Origin of the sequence: Microcystis sp. M090S1, assembly GCF_020246295.1 — a bacterium.
GTDB classification, from domain to species: Bacteria; Cyanobacteriota; Cyanobacteriia; order Cyanobacteriales; family Microcystaceae; genus Microcystis; species Microcystis aeruginosa.
On the sequence record NZ_JADBTF010000374.1, the window covers coordinates 10,886 to 31,451 of the forward strand.

The 20,566-nt window shown below is 47.4% G+C and carries 11 protein-coding genes, 2 tRNA genes and 1 pseudogene; 9 read left to right on the forward strand and 5 right to left on the reverse strand.

Going from position 1 to position 20,566, the window contains the following annotated elements:
* Window positions 1-9: 9 nt before the first annotated feature.
* Complete coding sequence (rpoB, locus tag IM477_RS16585; protein WP_287732665.1) at window positions 10-3,321, forward strand: DNA-directed RNA polymerase subunit beta; 3,312 nt, start codon at window positions 10-12, stop codon at window positions 3,319-3,321.
* A 198-nt stretch (window positions 3,322-3,519) separates the two neighbouring features.
* The gene (locus IM477_RS16590; protein ID WP_287732666.1) at window positions 3,520-7,551 is read left to right on the forward strand and encodes a DNA-directed RNA polymerase subunit beta'; all 4,032 of its coding nucleotides are present in this window, start codon (window positions 3,520-3,522) and stop codon (window positions 7,549-7,551) included.
* A 328-nt stretch (window positions 7,552-7,879) separates the two neighbouring features.
* Here the strand turns inward: IM477_RS16590 and IM477_RS16595 are convergent.
* From IM477_RS16595 to IM477_RS16605, 3 genes are all read right to left on the reverse strand, one after another.
* Window positions 7,880-7,953: transfer RNA gene (locus IM477_RS16595), tRNA-Pro, on the reverse strand.
* A gap of 40 nt (window positions 7,954-7,993) precedes the next feature.
* On the reverse strand, window positions 7,994-8,509 hold the full coding sequence (locus IM477_RS16600) for a GNAT family N-acetyltransferase (RefSeq protein WP_002736326.1): 516 nt from the start codon (window positions 8,507-8,509) through the stop codon (window positions 7,994-7,996).
* Between the two features lie 106 nt (window positions 8,510-8,615).
* Window positions 8,616-8,700, reverse strand: a tRNA-Ser gene (locus tag IM477_RS16605).
* Between the two features lie 404 nt (window positions 8,701-9,104).
* On the opposite strand from IM477_RS16605, the gene IM477_RS16610 reads away from it, so the two are divergent.
* The 3 genes from IM477_RS16610 (at window position 9,105) to IM477_RS16620 (ending at window position 14,901) form a co-directional block, all read left to right on the forward strand.
* Window positions 9,105-9,866 (forward strand): peptidylprolyl isomerase, encoded by a 762-nt coding sequence (locus tag IM477_RS16610; protein ID WP_287732668.1) that lies wholly within the window; start codon window positions 9,105-9,107, stop codon window positions 9,864-9,866.
* Between the two features lie 76 nt (window positions 9,867-9,942).
* Window positions 9,943-12,912 carry a peptidase domain-containing ABC transporter gene (locus IM477_RS16615; protein WP_287732670.1) on the forward strand — a complete coding sequence of 990 codons (2,970 nt, stop codon included), beginning with the start codon at window positions 9,943-9,945 and terminating at the stop codon, window positions 12,910-12,912.
* 201 nt (window positions 12,913-13,113) lie between these two features.
* The gene (locus IM477_RS16620) at window positions 13,114-14,901 is read left to right on the forward strand and encodes a beta-barrel domain-containing protein (protein WP_287732672.1); all 1,788 of its coding nucleotides are present in this window, start codon (window positions 13,114-13,116) and stop codon (window positions 14,899-14,901) included.
* Here the strand turns inward: IM477_RS16620 and hisA are convergent.
* Complete coding sequence (gene hisA / locus IM477_RS16625; protein ID WP_147073784.1) at window positions 14,898-15,659, reverse strand: 1-(5-phosphoribosyl)-5-[(5-phosphoribosylamino)methylideneamino]imidazole-4-carboxamide isomerase; 762 nt, start codon at window positions 15,657-15,659, stop codon at window positions 14,898-14,900. The genes IM477_RS16620 and hisA overlap by 4 nt on opposite strands.
* A gap of 537 nt (window positions 15,660-16,196) precedes the next feature.
* Here hisA and pedR point away from each other — a divergent pair.
* Window positions 16,197-16,478 (forward strand): photosynthetic electron transport-dependent transcriptional regulator PedR, encoded by a 282-nt coding sequence (gene pedR / locus IM477_RS16630; protein ID WP_108937575.1) that lies wholly within the window; start codon window positions 16,197-16,199, stop codon window positions 16,476-16,478.
* Window positions 16,462-17,013 carry a TolB family protein gene (locus tag IM477_RS16635; protein WP_002796219.1) on the forward strand — a complete coding sequence of 184 codons (552 nt, stop codon included), beginning with the start codon at window positions 16,462-16,464 and terminating at the stop codon, window positions 17,011-17,013. The genes pedR and IM477_RS16635 overlap by 17 nt, the downstream gene beginning before the upstream one ends.
* Before the next feature lie 58 nt (window positions 17,014-17,071).
* Here IM477_RS16635 and IM477_RS16640 read toward each other — a convergent pair.
* Window positions 17,072-17,547, reverse strand: a pseudogene (locus tag IM477_RS16640) (IS30 family transposase); the annotation flags it as partial.
* 196 nt (window positions 17,548-17,743) lie between these two features.
* Between IM477_RS16640 and IM477_RS23170 the strand changes: the two are divergent.
* Complete coding sequence (locus IM477_RS23170; protein WP_044034713.1) at window positions 17,744-17,980, forward strand: thiamine pyrophosphate-binding protein; 237 nt, start codon at window positions 17,744-17,746, stop codon at window positions 17,978-17,980.
* Window positions 17,981-18,716: 736 nt separating this feature from the next.
* Window positions 18,717-20,528, forward strand: coding sequence for a GMC oxidoreductase (locus IM477_RS16645; RefSeq protein WP_002796222.1), 1,812 nt, complete (start codon window positions 18,717-18,719; stop codon window positions 20,526-20,528).
* Window positions 20,529-20,566 lie beyond the last annotated feature (38 nt).

A 20,566-nucleotide genomic window follows, 5' to 3' on the forward strand; every position in this document is an offset into this window, starting at 1 on the left:
GTAACCATAATGAACAATCTTACCTTTAACCTTTTACCCGACCTCATCGAAATCCAACACTCCAGTTTTCGGTGGTTTTTGGAAGAAGGACTAATCGAGGAACTGAATAGCTTTTCCCCCATCAGCGACTATACAGGTAAATTAGAACTACATTTCCTCGGCCAGGACTACAGACTCAAAGAACCGAAATACAACGTCGATGAAGCCAAACGACGCGATAGCACCTATTCCGTTCAGATGTACGTTCCCACCCGTCTAATCAACAAAGAAACGGGAGAAAACATCGAACAGGAAGTCTTTATCGGCGATTTACCCCTGATGACCGAACGGGGAACCTTTATCATTAACGGGGCCGAACGAGTCATCGTCAATCAGATCGTCCGTTCTCCCGGTGTTTACTACAAGGCCGAAATCGACAAAAATGGTCGCCGTACCTACTCCGCTTCCCTGATTCCCAACCGAGGAGCTTGGTTAAAATTTGAAACCGACAAAAACGGCTTAGTCTGGGTCAGAATCGACAAAACCCGCAAATTATCCGCCCAAGTTCTCCTGAAAGCGATCGGATTGAGCGATAACGAAATCTTTGACTCCCTACGCCACCCCGAATTCTACCAAAAAACCCTCGACAAAGAAGGCAATCCCACCGAAGAAGAGGCACTCCTCGACCTGTACCGCAAACTACGCCCCGGGGAACCTCCCACCGTCACCGGCGGACAACAACTGCTCGAATCGCGCTTTTTTGACAATAAACGCTACGATCTCGGTCGCGTTGGTCGTTATAAACTCAACAAAAAACTACGCCTCAACGTCCCCGATAACCAGCGCGTTCTGACCACCACCGACATCTTAGCGGCGATCGACTACCTAATTAACCTCGAATTTGACATCGGCAACACCGACGACATCGACCACCTCGGCAACCGTCGCGTCCGTTCCGTGGGTGAACTGCTACAAAACCAAGTGCGAGTAGGTTTAAACCGCTTAGAAAGAATCATTCGGGAACGGATGACCGTCAGCGAATCCCAAAACCTCACCCCCGCTTCCCTAGTCAACCCGAAACCCCTAGTAGCGGCGATTAAAGAATTCTTTGGTTCCTCGCAACTCTCCCAGTTCATGGATCAAACCAATCCCCTAGCGGAATTGACCCATAAACGCCGCATTTCCGCCCTCGGCCCCGGCGGTCTCACCCGGGAACGGGCCGGTTTTGCCGTGCGCGACATCCACCCCTCCCACCACGGTCGCATTTGTCCGGTGGAAACCCCAGAAGGTCCCAACGCCGGTTTAATCGGTTCCCTGGCCACCTACGCTCGCGTCAACGACTACGGTTTTATTGAAACCCCCTGTTATGTGGTGGAAAATGGCCGAGTACGCTATGATCTCCCCGTTAAATACCTAACCGCCGACGAAGAAGACGATCTGCGGGTGGCACCGGGAGACGTGGCCACCGATGCAAATGGTTATATCCTCGGCGAAACTATCCCAGTGCGCTATCGGCAGGAATTCTCCACCACTTCCCCCGAACAAGTGGACTACGTTTGTGTTTCCCCCGTCCAAATTGTCTCGGTGGCAACTTCCCTGATTCCCTTCCTCGAACACGACGACGCTAACCGCGCCCTCATGGGTTCTAATATGCAACGACAAGCGGTTCCCCTGCTGCGTCCCGAACGTCCCCTTGTGGGTACCGGATTGGAAGCACAGGCCGCTCGCGACTCTGGCATGGTCATCGTTTCCCGTACCAATGGGGTCGTTTCCTACGTCGATGCTAACCGGATTCGCATCAAAGTGGCGGATGAAGACAAAGAGATTTTCGGCAAGAGCGAGATCGAGTACGAAATTCAGAAATATCAACGCTCTAACCAAGATACCTGCTTAAATCAGCGTCCTTTAGTCTATCAAGGTGAACAGGTTGTCCCCGGGCAGATTCTCGCCGATGGTTCCGCCACCGAAGGAGGAGAAATCGCCCTCGGCCAGAATATCCTCGTCGCCTATATGCCCTGGGAAGGCTATAACTACGAAGACGCGATTTTAATCAGTGAAAGACTGGTGGCACAAGATGTCTATACCAGTATCCACATCGAAAAATACGAAATCGAAGCCCGTCAAACTAAACTTGGACCTGAGGAAATCACCAGGGAAATTCCCAACGTCGGTGAAGATGCCCTGCGAAACCTCGATGAACGCGGCATTATTCGCATCGGTGCTTGGGTAGAAGCCAGCGATATCCTCGTCGGGAAAGTCACCCCGAAAGGCGAATCAGACCAACCCCCCGAAGAAAAACTACTGCGGGCAATTTTCGGCGAAAAGGCACGGGATGTCCGCGATAACTCCCTACGCGTCCCCAACGGCGAAAAAGGCCGGGTAGTAGATGTGCGGGTATTTACCCGCGAACAGGGGGATGAATTACCCCCTGGGGCCAATATGGTGGTGCGGGTCTATGTTGCCCAAAAACGCAAAATCCAAGTGGGCGATAAAATGGCGGGTCGTCACGGCAATAAAGGGATTATTTCTCGCATTCTGCCCCTAGAAGATATGCCCTACCTCCCCGATGGTCGTGCCGTCGATATCGTTCTCAATCCCCTAGGGGTTCCCAGTCGCATGAACGTCGGTCAGGTGTTTGAATGTTTACTGGGTTGGGCCGGCGAAAATCTGGGCGTACGCTTTAAGATTACTCCCTTTGACGAAATGTACGGGGAAGAAGCCAGCCGTTTAACCGTCCACGGATTGCTAGAAAATGCCTCGAAAAAACCTAATCGCGATTGGGTGTTCAAGGAAGAACACGCAGGTAAAGTCACCGTCTACGATGGTCGCACCGGCGAACCCTTTGACCGTCCCGTTACCGTCGGTATGGCCTATATGTTAAAACTGGTTCACCTGGTTGATGATAAAATTCACGCCCGTTCTACCGGTCCCTACTCCTTGGTTACCCAGCAACCCTTAGGCGGTAAAGCTCAACAGGGGGGTCAGCGCTTCGGAGAAATGGAAGTCTGGGCCCTGGAGGCCTACGGGGCGGCCTATACCTTGCAGGAATTGCTAACGGTAAAATCCGATGATATGCAAGGACGGAATGAGGCTTTAAATGCGATCGTAAAAGGCAAGCCGATTCCCCGCCCGGGTACGCCAGAATCCTTTAAGGTTTTGATGCGAGAATTGCAATCCCTCGGCCTCGATATCGCCGTTCATAAGGTGGAAAATGCCCCCGATGGGACTTCCCGCGATGTGGAGGTGGATCTGATGGTCGATGTCGGTCGTCGCGCCCCCTCTCGCCCCACCTACGAATCCTTAACCACGGAAGACCTTGAAGAAGAAGAATCGGAAGTGTAATTTCAGTGATCAGTGAGGGGTTAGGGAATGGGGAAATGGGGGAATGGGGAAATGGGGGAATGGGGAAATGGGGGAATGGGGGAATTCAACTAAAACCCTAAAACCCCAACCCCCTAAAACCCAACCCCTATAACCAATCTTGTTACTGTTCACCGATGGCTGATAGCTAATAGCTGTTTACTTGTTACTGGGATCGAGATGTTTTATAACCAAACTGTTGACAAAGGAAAACTGAAAAAACTGATCGCTTGGGCCTATCAAAACTACGGTTCGGCGCGCTGTTCACAAATGGCCGATGAATTGAAAAACCTCGGGTTTCGTTTCGCTACCAAAGCAGGGGTTTCCATTAGTGTTGATGATTTAACCGTACCGCCGGCTAAACGACAGATGATCGAAAGTGCCGAACAGGAAATACGGCAAACCGAACAGCGTTATGTGCGCGGGGAAATCACCGAAGTGGAACGCTTCCAAAAAGTAATTGACACTTGGAATAGTACATCTGAATCGCTTAAAGATGAAGTAATTCGCAACTTCCAAGTGACCGATCCCCTCAACTCCGTCTATATGATGGCTTTCTCCGGGGCGCGGGGTAATATGAGCCAAGTGCGTCAGTTAGTGGGAATGCGGGGATTAATGGCTAATCCCCAGGGGGAAATTATCGACCTCCCGATTAAGACTAACTTCCGGGAAGGATTGACCGTTACCGAATACGTTATTTCCTCCTACGGGGCGCGCAAAGGTTTAGTTGATACAGCCCTACGGACGGCAGATTCCGGTTATCTGACCCGTCGTCTCGTCGATGTGTCCCAAGATGTCATCGTCCGCGAGGCAGATTGTGGCACTAATCGTTATGTTGAATTAACCGCCATGACCGATGGTGATCGCGTGTTAATTCCCTTAAGCGATCGCTTATTAGGTCGTTCCTTGGCCGAAGATGTGGTGGTCAATGGAGAAGTGATCGCCACCCGCAACCAGATTATCGATGACGAAACCGCCGAAAAACTAGGGCGACTCGTCGATAAAATCAAAGTCCGCAGCCCCTTAACCTGTGAAGCGGCCCGCTCGGTTTGCCAAACCTGTTACGGTTGGAGTCTGGCCCACGGTCATCCGGTGGATATGGGGGAAGCAGTGGGGATTATTGCCGCCCAATCGATCGGGGAACCGGGGACTCAGTTAACCATGCGTACCTTCCACACCGGGGGCGTATTTACTGGAGAAGTAGCCCGGCAAGTGCGGAGTCCCTTCGAGGGAACCGTGCGTTTTCTGCCGGGGTTAAGTATCCGTAACGTGCGAACTCGCCACGGGGATGAACGGGATCAGGTGGAGGCACCGGGGGAAATTAAATTAACACCCAAGGATAAAACTAAAGAAACTGTCACCTACTCTTTGACTCCGGGTTCGCTGCTATTCGTCACCGATGGGGCAACAGTAAGCAAGGAACAGTTACTAGCGGAAATTACCTCCGATAAAGTCCAAAAATCCACGGAAAAAGCCACAAAAGACGTAACCAGTGACTTAGCTGGCGAGGTGCTATTCTCCCAATTAGTCCCAGAGGAAAAAACTGATCGCCAAGGCAACACCACCCGCATCGCCCAACGGGGGGGATTACTATGGATTCTCTCCGGAGAAGTGTATAACTTGCCGCCGGGGGCCGAACCCGTGGTCAGTAACGGCGATCAAGTACAAGTGGGGGATGTTCTGGCGGAAACTAAGCTGGTATCCACTAACGGCGGTTTGGTGCGTTTAGCCCCCAATAGCCGGGAAATCGATATCGTCACCGCTTCCGTGTCCTTGGATCAGGCCGAAGTAAAAGTAGAAAGTAGTGCCGGTCGAGAACAATTTATTATTCATACGGTCGATGGTCAACGCTTCCTGCTGAAAACCACTCCGGGGACAAAAGTACAGAATCATGCCATTGTCGCCGAGTTAATCGACGATCGCTATCAAACCCACACCGGCGGGATGATTAAATACGTCGATATCGAAGTCTCCAAAGGCAGCCGCAAACAGGGTTATGAAATCACCAAAGGCGGCACGATCCTCTGGATTCCCGAAGAAACCCACGAAGTCAATAAAGATATCTCCCTCTTACAGGTGGAAGATGGGCAGTATGTGGAAGCAGGGGAAGAAGTGGTTAAAGACATCTTCTGTAACTCTAGCGGTGTGGTGGAAGTCATCCAAAAAAATGACATCCTCCGGGAGATCATTGTCAAACCGGGGCTGTTATTTATGGATCTCGAACCGGAATCCTCTGGAATTGCCCAAGAACAGTTAATTTACCCCGGGACACAGTTGACTCCCGAAGTCACGATCGAGGAGTTACGGCAAGCGGAATGGGTGGAAACTAACGAGGGTTTGGGATTACTGCTGCGACCGGTACAGGAGTTCACCGTACAAGACCAATCCACTTCTCCCACCCAAGGTTCCGCTAACCAAGAAGGAGGACGACATATCGAACTGCGCTCGGTGCAGCGCATTTTCTTTAAAGACGGGGAAAGAGTTAAATCCGTCGAGGGTTGTCAACTGATCAGCACCCAATTAGTCCTAGAAATTTCTAGCGAAGAACCAGAATCGGTCTCCCATCTGACGGCCGATATCGAGTTAGAACCGATCCCGCAGGGATCCGCGAAGCGGTGCGAGGACAGCGATTGTCAGCGTTTACAGTTAGTTATTCTCGAATCTCTGGTGCTGCGTCGAGATAGTGATAATGATCCTTTAGGGGGTAATATTCAGACTCGCGTTCTCGTCCAAGATGGCGATGAAATTCCACCGGGGGCAGTGGTGGCCAGAACCGAAATCCAGTGTAAGGAAGCTGGAGAAATTCGCGGGATTCGCAAGGGTAGCGAAGCGGTGCGCCGTCTTTTAATTGTGAGTGACCGTGACGAGTTTATTCTCCCGCTCGCTGTTGCTCCCACCGTCAAGGCCAGGGATCTGGTAATCGCCGAAGCTGAGATCGCTGCCGGAGTTTTAGCCCCCAATTCCGGTCAAGTGCTGGCCGTTGACAAAACCGCCACTGGCTATGAAATCCGTCTGCGTAAGGCCCGACCCTACCGAGTATCGGCGGGGGCCATTCTGCACATCGACGAGGGAGATCTTGTCCAACGGGGCGATAATTTGGTGCTGTTGGTGTTTGAGCGCTCGAAAACTGGGGATATCATTCAAGGTTTGCCGAGAATCGAAGAACTGCTCGAAGCCCGCAAACCGAAAGAGGCCTGTGTCCTGGCACGCAAACCGGGAGTTTGTCAAGTGGAGTACCAAGATTCTGAGATCGTCGATATTAAGGTGGTCGAGGATGACGGCACGATCAGTGAATATCCGCTTTTAGGCAGTCAAAACCCTCTGGTGAGCGATAATCAGCGTATTGATGTGGGTCAGGCGTTAACCGATGGTCAGGCTAATCCCCACGAGATTTTAGAGGTGTTCTTTAATTATTATGTGGATAGCCTGGGCAGTTACGAGGCAGCCCTGAAAGCCTTGGAAAAAACCCAGATGTTCCTCGTTGATCAGGTACAGTCGGTTTACCAATCCCAAGGGATCGATATTGCCGATAAACATATTGAAGTGATCGTGCGTCAGATGACCTCTAAGGTGCGGATCGATGACGGCGGCGATACCAGTATGTTACCTGGGGAATTGTTGGAACTGCGACAGGTGGAGACGGTAAACGAAGCCATGTCGATCACCGGTGGGGCGGCAGCTAAATATACGCCTGTACTACTGGGGATCACCAAAGCTTCCTTGAATACCGATAGCTTTATCAGTGCCGCCTCCTTCCAAGAAACCACCCGCGTCCTCACCGAAGCGGCGATCGAAGGCAAGTCCGACTGGTTACGGGGTCTCAAGGAAAACGTGATTATCGGTCGTCTGATTCCGGCGGGTACTGGCTTCAATTCCCACGAAAACACGGCGGGGATCAGCGATTACACCCCCCCAGAGGAGGAATATAACTACAACAATCGTAGCTATTACGCTCCCCCCGGCGGCCTCGGCTTGCCCCCTCGTCCCGGTTTCGGCGATAGTAGCGAGGATAGCGATATGATTCTTGACGATCAAACCGCTCGCGCCTACGCTGAGGGTGATGTGGTCGATTTAGAGGATGATGAGATGGCTTTCCTCTCCTCCCGCGGCAGCAGTCGCTTTAGTCGCCAACCCATCAGCGATCGCTGGTCAGAACCGGATGAGGAAGGGGAGGAGGACGATTTCGAGGAGGATTACGAAGAAGAAGAATAATCGTCTGTGGAGATATTACAAGGAGCAGTGGGAGACACGGGGAGGCAAGGGCAATTTTTCTAGAGAAAAACCCCGATTATTCCCCAAGAATCTCCTGCTTCTCTCCCCAAACTCCCTAATTTTCTGGCTAATTCATACTAAATCCGGTTATTAAAGACTGATTATCTATTGCCCCTTTTGCCTATTGCCTATTGCATGAGTGCCTGTCCTCATAAGTAGCCTATACTCAACGGATTTAGTATCACCTGAGTTTGGCAATAAAAGAAGGCAGCCTTTTTTGTCAACCGGAAAGGAGACAAAGTTAGGATTTTAAGAATTTTCTCTCAAGTCGGGATGACAGGATTTGAACCTGCGGCATCCTGCTCCCAAAGCAGGCGCGCTACCAAGCTGCGCTACATCCCGAAATAAACTCCTTTTTTAGTATAGCCTAAGAGCCGCATTCTTAATCGGGATACCAAAACATACCTTTGATACCTTCGGGATCGAGAACAAAACCAAGACGACGATAGAAATCCACCACCTGCGGATCGGCGAAAAGAGTTATATTACTGATGTCCTCACCCCGCAACTTCCTAATCATAAATTTCATTAATGCTTTACCAAAGCCTTTACTTTGATAGTGAGGATGAACAACCACATCCCAGACCGTAGCATTAAAAGCGTGATCGGAAGTGGCACGAGCAAAACCCACTAAACGACGGCGATTACCTCGCACTTCCCACATCGACACCACTAAAAAACTACATTCGATCGCCTTTTTAACTTTGCGTAAAGGACGACGGGCCCAACCTACCGAGTCACAAAGTTCTTCTAACTCATATAGATCTAGCTCTCGATCGGTACTAAAAAACACTCGCGTCTGTCCGAGGTCATTCTGGGCAACCTCTACCAAGTCTCCCGAATAGTCAGGAGATGCAGTGACTTCCGAGCTATTAAACAATCTTTTCCAAAAAACCATGCCGGGGGGCTACTGCCTCAATATTATCCTTTTAGCCTAGTATATTTTATTTTCCCCTCTCTACGAACAATCGGGCAACCTGAGTCCAAATTTGATTGGTTGAGTACGGAGAGGGTGGGATTTGAACCCACGAACCATTGCTGGTTACTCGATTTCAAGTCGAGCGCGATCGACCACTCTGCCACCTCTCCAAGGCAGCTAGACCTATATCCTATCATTAGATCTCCTGCATAAATCAAAAATTTTCGGCAAATGTAGGGAAAAGGGGTGCACATTAAAGGTTAAAATTTCCCCCTTCCCCCTTCCCCGACTTCTGCAAGAAGTCTATTCTAGTCAATTAGAGGCGTAATTAGGGGTTGCTGAGCAGCATTTTGGGCGAGCCCATCGGCCGGACCAATTCCCCTCACCACCCCCACCGAGATGACCGACTTATTTCTTTAATTTCTGTAATTTTTGGCTTTCACGGGGAAAACTAAAATTAAAATAGGGGGGAGTGCCTTAAAATTGCTGTTTTGACGTATAATCACCTCAATAAAATTTAGAAGCTCCTAGAGTTGATAGTTTTAAACATTTCTGAGAGGAAAATGTATTTATTATGAGTTCAATTATTGAAATCGGCGACCAAAAAATTAACCAGTCACAGGTCTTGCCTCTTTTGGCAAAATATGGTATGTTACCCCAGTTAATCCGGGAAGTAATTATCGAGCAAGCGATCGCCAATATTACCTGCAATCCCGAAGAAAGAAACGCCGCCTATTCCCGTTTCTATCAAAATAATCAAATTGCCAACGATGAACAAATGAAATCCTGGTTACAACAAAACGGGATGGATTCCGAACAACTAGAATATCTAATTCTTCGGGACATTAAATTGGAAACATTTAAACAGGAGACTTGGGAGAACAAAGTAGAATCCTACTTCTTGCAAGTCAAAAATCAATTGGATAAGGTGGTTTATTCGCTGATTCGGACAAAAAATATCGGCATTGCCCAGGAAATATTTTTCCGGATACAGGATCGAGAAAATACCTTCGCTGAACTAGCTAAAAAATACTCCCAAGGATCAGAAGCGGAAACCGGAGGACTAATCGGACCTGTGGAACTGAGCGCCCCCCATCCCCAGATCGGGCAAATTCTCAAGGCAAGTAAACCGGGACAACTGTGGCCACCGACGCAAGTGGGAGAATGGGTCGTGATTGTCCGACTGGAAAAATATTTATCCTGTGAACTGGATCCTCCCACCCGTCAACGCTTACGCAATGATTTATTCCAACAATGGTTAACGGCTCAAATGCAAACAGTGAAATTTATCTCCGAATCAAACCCAGTCAATAGCGAGCAGGTATCGATTATATAGCATTTCCTTGCAACACTGGGTAAACCTAGTCTTTTCGCCTAATTATTTGCCAACCTAGTCAATTTTCGCCTAGCCAATGAGTTATACCACTTTAGATTTTACCGCCTTTCTGGAGACCGTACAGCCCTTCGATCGCCTGCCCGTCGAGGTTAGACGTTCCCTCGGCCAGAAATTACAACCCTTTCGCTATGAGATGGGCAATGCAATCCTCAAGTGCGACCGCTTACCCTCCCACCTCGTCTTTCTCTACGAGGGAGAGGCCAGACTTTTGGGTTACGATGCTAGGGTAAACAATCCGCTGCCGGTCACTTTGGCTAAATTACAGCCGGGGGATTTATTCGGGTGGATCAGTCTCCTGCGCGCTACCCCCTGTGAAACGGTCATCGCTTCTTCGGAAGTCACGATCTGTTTAACCTTAAAACAAGAGGATTTTTGGTCTTTAATCAATGATTACCCCGAATTTAAGCAATATTTCTTTAAAGAAACCTCGATCGCTGAAGTTTATGCTGTACTAGGCTCCTATCTTAATCAACAGGCCTGGGGTGGGGGGGACCTGAAAGAAATTGCTCAGGCTCTTTTAAACAAAGCTTGTGTGTCCTACAACCAGATTGACGATGATTATCTCTGGTTAGTCAGCGAAAATACCGATAATTATCCTATCGGCACAGTTATCACCCAGAAAAATCCGACTAACACGCGCTTATTAGGTCTTTCCTCCGACCAGTTAGATGAATTCTTGACAGTGGAAACCGAAGCGGCTGCGGAAACAGAAACGGATGATATCCTAGAAACCCAAGTCATCAAGGGAAATAAACTCACCCAGGTATTAGATATCCCCCAGGGAAAAATAAGCGACATCACCAGCGATATCGCCGTTGAAAAAACTGTCGAGAAAAACCGCAAGTCCTATGCTTTTTTCGGGGGAAAAACGGAACTAGAGGCGGTGAGTGCCTGTTTTCAGATGCTCTGCAAATATTTTAATATCCCCTTTCGCAAGGACGTGATCCAACGCATCCTAGGGGATCAACTGCAAAGAACCGGCAGCCTTTCCCTGCCCCTGTGTGGGGCTGTAGCCGAGGTAGTGGGACTCCATAGCCAATTAGTACCCCTAAATGCTTCTTCCTTGCCCAATATCAACCCTCCTGCCCTAATTCGCTGGCAAGACAGCATCGTTATCCTCTACGAAATTAATCAACGGGAAACCACGATCGCTGTTCCCCAAAGGGGGATAATTAAACGCAAAACCAGCGAATTTCTGGAATCTTGGGGCGAAAAAGGGGAAGTGATTCTGCTCAAACCCACCAAACACACCCAGCAACAGCGTTTTGGCCTATCATGGTTTTGGCCTTCTGTCAAGAAACATAAACGAGTCTTAATAGAAGTTTTTATCGCTTCTTTCTTCGTGCAGTTATTTGCCCTGGCCAATCCCTTGATGATTCAGGTGATCATCGATAAAGTGATCGTGCAGAATAGCCCGGAAACCTTGAATACCCTCGGGGTTTTCCTGTTAGTAATTGCCGTTTTTGAGGGAATTTTAACCTTTTTGAGAACATCCCTTTTTGTCGATACCACTAACCGCATCGACATGACCCTCGGTTCAGAAATTATCGATCACCTGCTGCGCTTACCCCTGAAATACTTTGAACGGCGGCCAGTGGGGGAAATTTCGACAAGAATCAACGAATTAGAGAATATTCGGCAATTTTTAACAGGTACAGCCCTAACGGTGGTATTAGATGCCATTTTCTCGGTTATATACATCGTGGTTATGTTGATCTATAGCCCGATTTTAACCTTCTGGGCCCTGGGAGTCGTGCCGATTTTAATTCTCTCCACAGCTATTTTCGCACCGATCGTGCGGCGACAACTGCGAGCAAAAGCCGAACGAAACGCCGAAACCCAATCCTATCTCGTGGAGGTAATGACAGGAATTCAAACGGTGAAAGCACAGAATATCGAATTGCGTTCCCGTTGGCAGTGGCAAGAACGTTATGCGCGCTATGTGGCCGAAGGTTTTCAAACGGTAATGACCTCAACTTTGGCCGGTTCCTTTAGTCACTTCTTTAACCAATTATCGGGTTTATTAGTGCTTTGGGTGGGAGCAGCCCTGGTTTTAGACGGACAACTCACTCTTGGTCAATTAATCGCCTTCCGGATTATCGCTTCCTACGTTACCTCGCCGATTCTGCGTTTGACCCAACTCTGGCAAAACTTCCAAGAAACCGGCTTATCCCTGGAAAGATTAGCCGATATCGTCGATACTCCCCAAGAAGCGGAACTTGATCGCCAAAATATCCCCATGCCCTTAATTAAAGGCACTGTCACCTACGAAAACCTCGCTTTCCGCTTCAATCCCCACGGACCCCTGCAACTATACAACGTCAACTTAGAATTCCAGGCCGGTACTTTTGTCGCTTTGGTGGGGGAAAGTGGCGCCGGGAAAAGTACCATCACTAAACTATTAGCCCGTCTCTACGAACCAGAATCGGGACGGATTCTCATCGATGGCTACGATATCAACAAAGTGGAACTCTATTCCCTCCGTCGTCAAATCGGCATGGTTCCCCAAGAAACCCTATTATTTGACGGTACGGTACAGGAAAATATCGCCCTGACTAACCCCGATGCTACTGTGGAGGAAATTGTCTCGGCAGCGAAAACGGCGGCGGCCCACGAATTTATTATGACCCTGCCCAATGGCTATAATACCCGCGTCGGTGAACGGGGGGCATCCCTATCGGGGGGACAACGACAACGGGTTGCGATCGCTCGTTCCGTCCTGCAAAGACCGCAAATTCTCATTCTTGATGAGGCCACCAGCGCCCTCGACTATAACACCGAACGGCAAGTGTGTCTGAATCTCAAAGAAGCTTTCAAAGATCATACGGTCTTCTTTATTACCCATCGTTTAGCTTCGATCAAATCCGCCGATATTATTGTCATGATGGATAAAGGGACAGTAGCGGAGGAAGGCACCCACGAGGAATTAATGGCCAAAAAAGGCCTTTACTATACCCTCTATAAACAACAGGATTCGCAAATCTAGTCAGTCGGGAGACAGGGATTAGGTGATAGGGGATAGGGAAATGGGGAAATGGGGAAATGGGGAAATGGGGAAGTTTCAACTAATACCCCAAAACCCCCCGCAACGCGCACGCAGTGACCACCCTACACCCCACACCCTACACCCCACACCCTACCCCCACGAAAAACTTTTTCAGCAAACCCTAAATATAGGAGAATCTTCATGAACGGTAATTCTAACAACGGTCAAAACGGCAACGGCAATGGCAACGGCAACGGCAAAGGTAAAAGCGATGAACTGACCCAAGCGGGTAAAAACGTGGCCACTACCACGAAAAATAAAAGTATTACCCCTTCTTTACCCACTTTCAGCCCACCAGAACAATCGGTGATCCTGAAACAATCACCCATTTGGTCGCGGACGATTATCTGGACATTAATGAGTGTCACCACTGCCGCTTTAATTTGGTCAGCGCTCGCCAAAATCGAGCAGGTGGTCGGCGCTCAAGGACAACTTAAACCCCAGGGCAAAGTGCAAGAAGTACAAGCACCGGTGAATGGGGTAGTACAGGAAGTTAAAGTTAAAGACGGCGATCGAGTTAACAAAGGTGATGTACTGGTTTTAATGGATTCCAGTGCCTCGCAAGTGCAGTTAGAATCCTTGAAAAAAATTCGCGCCACTGCCGAGAAGGAAAATCAATTCTATCGTCTATTAATGGCGCAGGATCTGACACCGGCACAAGTGGAGAGTTCGATCGCTCAATTAAAATTACCGAGTGAAATCGCCGATTTAGCCCGTAATCGTGCCGCTTTAGTGGCGGAAAATCAACTTTATCAAGCACAGGTCAGTGAAGGTGCTTCTAGCTCTGCTTTACAAGGGGAGCAATTAGCCCGTCTAGCGGCTGCCCGACGGGAGGCCAATTCTCGACAAGCGGCCGCTAGATTGGAAATGGAACAATTAGAAAAACAATTGGCCCAAACCGGGGTACAGTTGGCCGATGCCCGCTCGCAATTAATCAATGATCGCTTAGTCTTAGAAGAAATTAAAACTCGTAATGCCAATTCGATGAAGCAGGGCCAAGAAAGCTTGGATATCGAGCGTAATATTCTTAACGATATTGAACCCTTGGGAGAAGAAGGGGCGGTCGCCCGTTATCAGATTAATAAACAAAAACAATCGGTAACTGATCGCCAGAATGAACTGCAGCAGCAAGAGGCTAACGGCGAAATCGATCGAGAAAAACAAGAGAAAGAAGTACAAACCCGCATCGCCGAAATTTCCCGCTTGGAACAGGAAGAAAAGCGTTATTTCCTGTTGATCTCCCAAGCGCAGGAAAAGCTGATTAATACCACGGTAATCACGGAAAAAGATGTGCGCGATAAAATGGCGGACAATTACAAACGGATCGCTGAAATCGATAGTCAGATCAGTCGCATTATCATTGATAACAACAAGCGCATTGCTGAGTTAGATAGTCAAATTAGTCAAGCACAACAGACCATTAAATATCAAAAAATTACCGCCCCGATTGATGGTGTGGTCTTTGATCTCAAGGCCCGGCCCGGGTTTGTTCCCCAACCGAGTCAAGCGGAAGCATTATTAAAACTTGTTCCCGATGGCTGTCCCACCCAGGTCAAAGATGCCGCTAAAGGTTGTTTAGTGGCAGAGGTGGATGTGACTAACCAAGACATCGGTTTTGTGCGCGTGGGACAAAAGGCCGATATTCGCATTGATTCCTTTTCTTACAGTGAATACGGCGATATTAAGGGAGAAGTAATCTCGATCGGTTCCGATGCTTTACCTCCCGATGAAAATCACCGTTTTTATCGGTTCCCTGTCCGGGTAAGCTTGAACAGTCAAGAGTTAGTTTTGAAAGATAAATCCACTCTGCCGCTGCAATCGGGGATGTCTGTGAGTGTTAACATCAAAGTCAATGAAAATCGCACCGTTTTGGGACTATTTACCGATATGTTCAATAAACAGGTGGATACTCTCAAACAAGTCCGTTAAGCGAAAAAATTCGGGGGTAGATCCTGCCAACGGCCCGATCCGATCGCACTAATCGCTTCCGAGAGGTTAACTGCACCGGTATAAAGGGCGCGGCCCACGATTACTCCCGTTACTCCTAAAGGTTCCAAAGACAATAAACTCAGTAGGTCCGTCAGGGAACTAATGCCCCCAGAGGCGATCACGGGAATCTCGACAGATTCGGCTAATTCTCGCAAAGCGGCGAGATTAGGGCCAGAAAGCGTGCCATCTCGATGAATATCAGTGTATATAATCGTACTGGCTCCTCTTTTTGCCATATCTTGACCAAGAGCGATCGCCTCTACCTCGGAAGTTTCTAACCAACCCCGGGTGGCTACTTTACCATCGCGAGCATCAATACCGACAATTATTTGCCCCGGAAAGCTTTGACAAAGTTCGCTGACTAATTCTGGCTTTTCTACGGCTACTGTCCCTAAAATCGCCTTTTCTACCCCGATTTTTAGGAGATTACTCACCGTTTCTAGATCTCGCAGTCCACCCCCCACCTGTACGGGAATGGCAATATCATTAAGAATTGTTTCAATGGTTGACAAATTAACCGATTTACCCTCTTTGGCTCCATCCAAATCAACTAAATGTAATCTGGTTGCCCCCTGATTGACCCATTCTCGCGCCACTATTGCGGGATTATCGTTAAAAACCTGCGATTGTTGGTAATCTCCCTGATAAAGTCGCACACATTTGCCATCGAGAATATCAATAGCGGGGATAACTTCCATGTTTTTCTCAATATCTAACTAAGGAGCGTTTTTTATTATATAGTACCAGCCGTCAGCCCTGAATCAGTGATCAGTGATCACTGATCACTGATCAGTTTTGAGTCTGACAGGGGAACAAGCCCTCTCAAAGCATTGTCCATAAAGGTTTTGAGGCTCCTCAGTTACAAACAGATACATCGCTAAACCTTGTTGGATAAGACTTTTAGACTTTTTTTCCCTCAAAAAGTGCCAGCCATTGCGGGGATCGGGGGGAAAATTCCGGGACTTTTTCCCTGAAAATTAGGTAGTTGACCACCTGAAAATCGATAAAACCCCACACCCCCCCTGCCCCCCCGATGTCGGGGGGGTTGGGGGGCCACACCCTGCCACCACCGAAAAGCTTTTTGCCGCAAACCATCTGTATTAAGTGTGCATCATCAAATGGCAGTAACAGTGCTGTCTTTTCACTGATTACTCTTTACTGATTACTGATTATCGATTCCTAGGGGAAAAAATTCTTCTAGAATGATAAGTACATATACGAGAGGAATTATACTTATGTCTGCTGGGAAGTTTCAAACAGCCGCTTCATTATCCGATCGAGAGCTAGAAATACTCGATTTAGTGGCTAATGGTTTAACTAATCAAGAAATCTCGGAAAAGCTAGAGATTAGTAAGCGTACCGTTGATAATCATATTAGTAATATCTTGACAAAAACAAAAACCGATAATCGGGTGGAATTGGTGCGTTGGGCATTGCATTGGGGTAAAGTTTGTCTTGATGATATTAATTGTTGTATCCTTCCTTCCCCAGCGCCGACCGATGATCAGGTTTCCTAAACTCCTGGGACTTTTTCTTGCGGTTAATATCATCAGTCTGGGGGGATGTAGTGATGCGGGTTTTGTCACCCCTCCCCAACAGCTTTTAGGAAATACTTTAAATACCCCTTCCTCTGAAGATAATCCCCGTTTTAACTACGATGGTCGTTATCTGGTCTTTGCCTCCGATCGCAGGGGACAACGAACGATTTATTTATTCGATCGAGTGGCTAATCGTTTAGTTCCCCTGCCGGGGTTAAATCAAGCAAAAACCTATCAAGATCAACCGGATATTAGTGCCGATGGTCGCTATATTGTTTATGTGTCGGAACAGTCCGGTAAACCCGATATATATATTTATGATCGACAAACTCTGCAAGCAAAAAATATCACCGAAAATATTTTAGGAGAAGTGCGTCGTCCGACGATTAGTGGTAACGGTCGTTTTATTGCTTTTGAAAGTAATCGTTTCGGTCAATGGAATCTGGAAATATTCGATCGAGGTGGCGAAATTTCTCCTTCTTTACCCCCGATCAATTCTTCCCCGTCCCGATAGTATTGGGGGAGAAGGGAGAAGGGTGTGGGGTGTGGGAAGATGGGAGATGGGAGAGGAGAATATCCACACGCCCCGGAATCCCTCCACGCTTACTTTTTGCTCCGTCTCGACTCTTTCTTTTTCCTCGTCCAGCCGCGTAGGTATTCTTGATACTTTCCACAGTCAAGGGTAGTTATGATCGATCATTTGATAGATGGTTTCGTGACTGAGAGATTCTTGACTGGCTCTTTTCAGACGACCTGCTATTTGTTCGGGACTATGATAATCTTTCAGTCCTTTTTTCACCAACTCTAAGGCCGACTCGCTGACATTTTTAAAGGGTTGTTTGGCATTTTTTCGGCGCGTCTCGCTTTCAGCTTGTGCTGTGTCAGGTAGATAGCAGCCGAGGGAACTTTGATTCCTTCTTAATTCTCGTGATATTGTGTTTTGATGACATCCGAGCCAGACGGCCATTTGCCGTTGAGATAAATTTCCCTCTTGACTAAGTTAGTAGAGCAAGTTTCTTGGTTCTATGTTAAGATGTTTTCGGCTCATTTTTGGGTCTGATTTGTTGTTGTTAATGATCAGACAGTACCTGATGAGCCTTTCTTTGTCAACTCTTGAGGTTGATGCGTTTCATTTTTGAATTGGCGGAGCCTTTCTTTGTCAACTCTTGAGGTTGATGCGTTTCATTTTTGAATTGACGATTTTTATGACAGAAAACAATGTAGTGCTATACGTTCTTTAAGCATTGAAACAGGAGGGTATTGAACATATTTTCTTGGTTCCTGGCAGCAGTATTGACCCTTTCGTCGAGCATTGTCCGAACAACATGACGGCAGTTGTGGCGGCTTATGAAGGAGGGGTGGCTTTTATAGCTGACGGTTATGCCAGAGCGAGGCAAGGATTTGGTGTTTGTATTGGACTCGGTGGGCCAGGTGTGACCAACAGGGTGACGGCGATCGCAGCTGCGTTGACCAATAACTAGCTAGGGGACGAATTTACCGAAAAATTGGGTTTAAAGCCGCGCCCTTTTAGGGCGACTTGATAGGATGTATGCTATTAAGAATAGGGGGCCGGGTAAGCAACCGCTTAAAAAACCCAGTCATCAACCGATGAACGCACCTTAAAAACTAGAGTTATGGGGTTCTATAGGGAAATGATCCTATAGGTAAAAATTCTCAGCACCAAGTACCAGAGAAACCAAGTATTTTAGAGGTTTTGAACTGTATCGTAGGGGACCCCGAAAACAGGCTTCTGTAAGGTTGCGAAAGTCTGAGGAGAGAACCACCTCTGAGTTGGATTTCGCCAGGAATCTAATTCAAGTGGACTCGTTGAGCCATAAATTCACAGCAGTGATGCGAGAAGAATCCACGTCCGTTTACGGCGTGGGGTATGTCAAAACCACAAGACACCACCTTGGCAATAAAGTGTATAAGTTAATTTGGGCTGCAACTATAGGATAATTAGTTTGATCGGAAAATATGCCTAAGACTGTACAATTTACTTGACTTGTACTCAGCCTAAAACGTAGGTTGGGTTGAAGCATGGAACCCAACGCCCGCATGGGTTACGCTACCGCTAACCCATCCGACAAATAATTGTGCCTCCCTACTTATTTTCTAGATATAGGTTTAAAAAAAGAGAAAATTACTTTTTTTTTAAACTTATTTAATGCCTCTGGCTATTTGATACCCCCTAAAGATATACTTTGGAGAAATTTTATGAAAGGAAAAAAAGTTCTCACGGTCGTTTTTGCAACTACGAAGCATATCCCTGCGAATGAGGTTACTGTTTCTTGTGAAGAATCGTTGTCTTCAAAGAGACCAATCAGGGGGGAGTATACTAACCATGAATGGCAGTACCGCATTTCTTTACCTTCGGATGCGGATAAGGCTACTCTTTGCTTCCATGTTAATGAGGATATTACGATGGAGCAGAATCCGATTGTCGTTTCTTACGATAATTCGCAAAAAGTCAAGTTTACGGATCAAAATATTTCATTTCCCAGCTATAAAAAGAGGTATCTCCACGCTGTCGAAAACTTACTTAATGAAGAAACAGACTTTTCCCGTCGATATGTGCCTAGCAATTTAGATACCGATCAGAAATATGATGTCATCGTCATTGGTTCTGGGATGGGGGGTGGAATCGTTGCCGATCAACTATCGGATTTTGGCTTGTCAGTCCTCGTATTAGAAGCTGGATCAGTTCATTTACCTTCTCATATTGGCAATACACCTATTCCCGCTTCGGAGGTGGATGTCAGAAAATCGGTAGCATACGACAACGCACCAGGATCAGTACTGAAAAAAGATGTACACCTGAACTTGGGAGGGCGATCGATATATTGGTCAGCTCTGATTCCCCGGATGAACAAATGGGACTTTGAACAGTGGGATAAAGAGATTGTTGACTACCTAAAACTGGGTGGATATATAAAAGCGGAAAGGCTTTTCCGAAAGAGAACTGAATACAACAACTACGAAAAAGTCTTTCGGGCTCGTCTGGAAGAGGAACTGCCAGATTATGATGTGCAGCACCTACCTCGAAGTTTCCATCAAGAAATGTCATGGATTACAAAGCGTCAAGGTAATCCAGATGAGCGCCCAAGGGGTTACTTCTCCACCGCAGCTCTATTACTCAACTCTGTCAGTTATCCAAAGATGAAGACTGGCGGAGAAAATATTACCATCAATCTCAATCACTTAGTTACCCACCTTGAATGGGAAGGACACAGGGTAACTAAGGTATGTTGTGAAGATCTCATCAATCACTGCAAACGAAGCTATCGAGGAAAGGTCATTGTTTTAGCGGCTGGAGCCACAGAAAGTCCCTGTATTGCTCTTAGAAGTGATCTGTCCGATAAAAGCGGAAAAATCGGTATTGGTCTTACTGATCACCAGGCAGCAGAACAATCTTTTGTCATCCCACAGATGGGAATGAAGACATTGATCACTGCAAAAGACCAAGTTAAAATTCTTATTCTGCCCAACCATGACTTAGAAAAGGAAAATAATCATTTTAGTTGTGAGCTTGCGATTAACCCTCGGATTTGGGAGCCTCGCTATGAGGATGATGATTTATTCCGAGAGGAGTTTGAAAATGATGATCGCATTACTGCTAAAATCAAGTTTCTTTTTCCCAGAAAGCTGAACGATTCTAACTGGGTCAAGCTTGGTGATATTCGCCCCAAGGTCTATGTAGCACCGATGGAGGATCGTCCCCTAGAAGTGGAAGCAAATGCCTTGAAGAAAAAAGTGTTTGAATTTTTGGGCGTTGATCTCTCTGAGTTAGAAAAGCCTCTTCAATATCGAGAAGAATCCGAGACTTATCACACTGGTGGCTCTCTACGGCTAGGGAAACTCGGCGAAAGTGTTGTTGATAAGCACCTAAAATTTCACGAGTATGATAATCTGTACTGCTGTGATCTGTCGGTCTTCCCGCACATTCCCACAGCAAATCCTTCGCTTACGTTGGGTGCTCTAGCCCTCAGACTGGCCGAGCATATCAATGAAGTGCATAAGTCAAAATAGCTTACAACTATTTAGAATCAGCAAGGTTAGCCTAATCA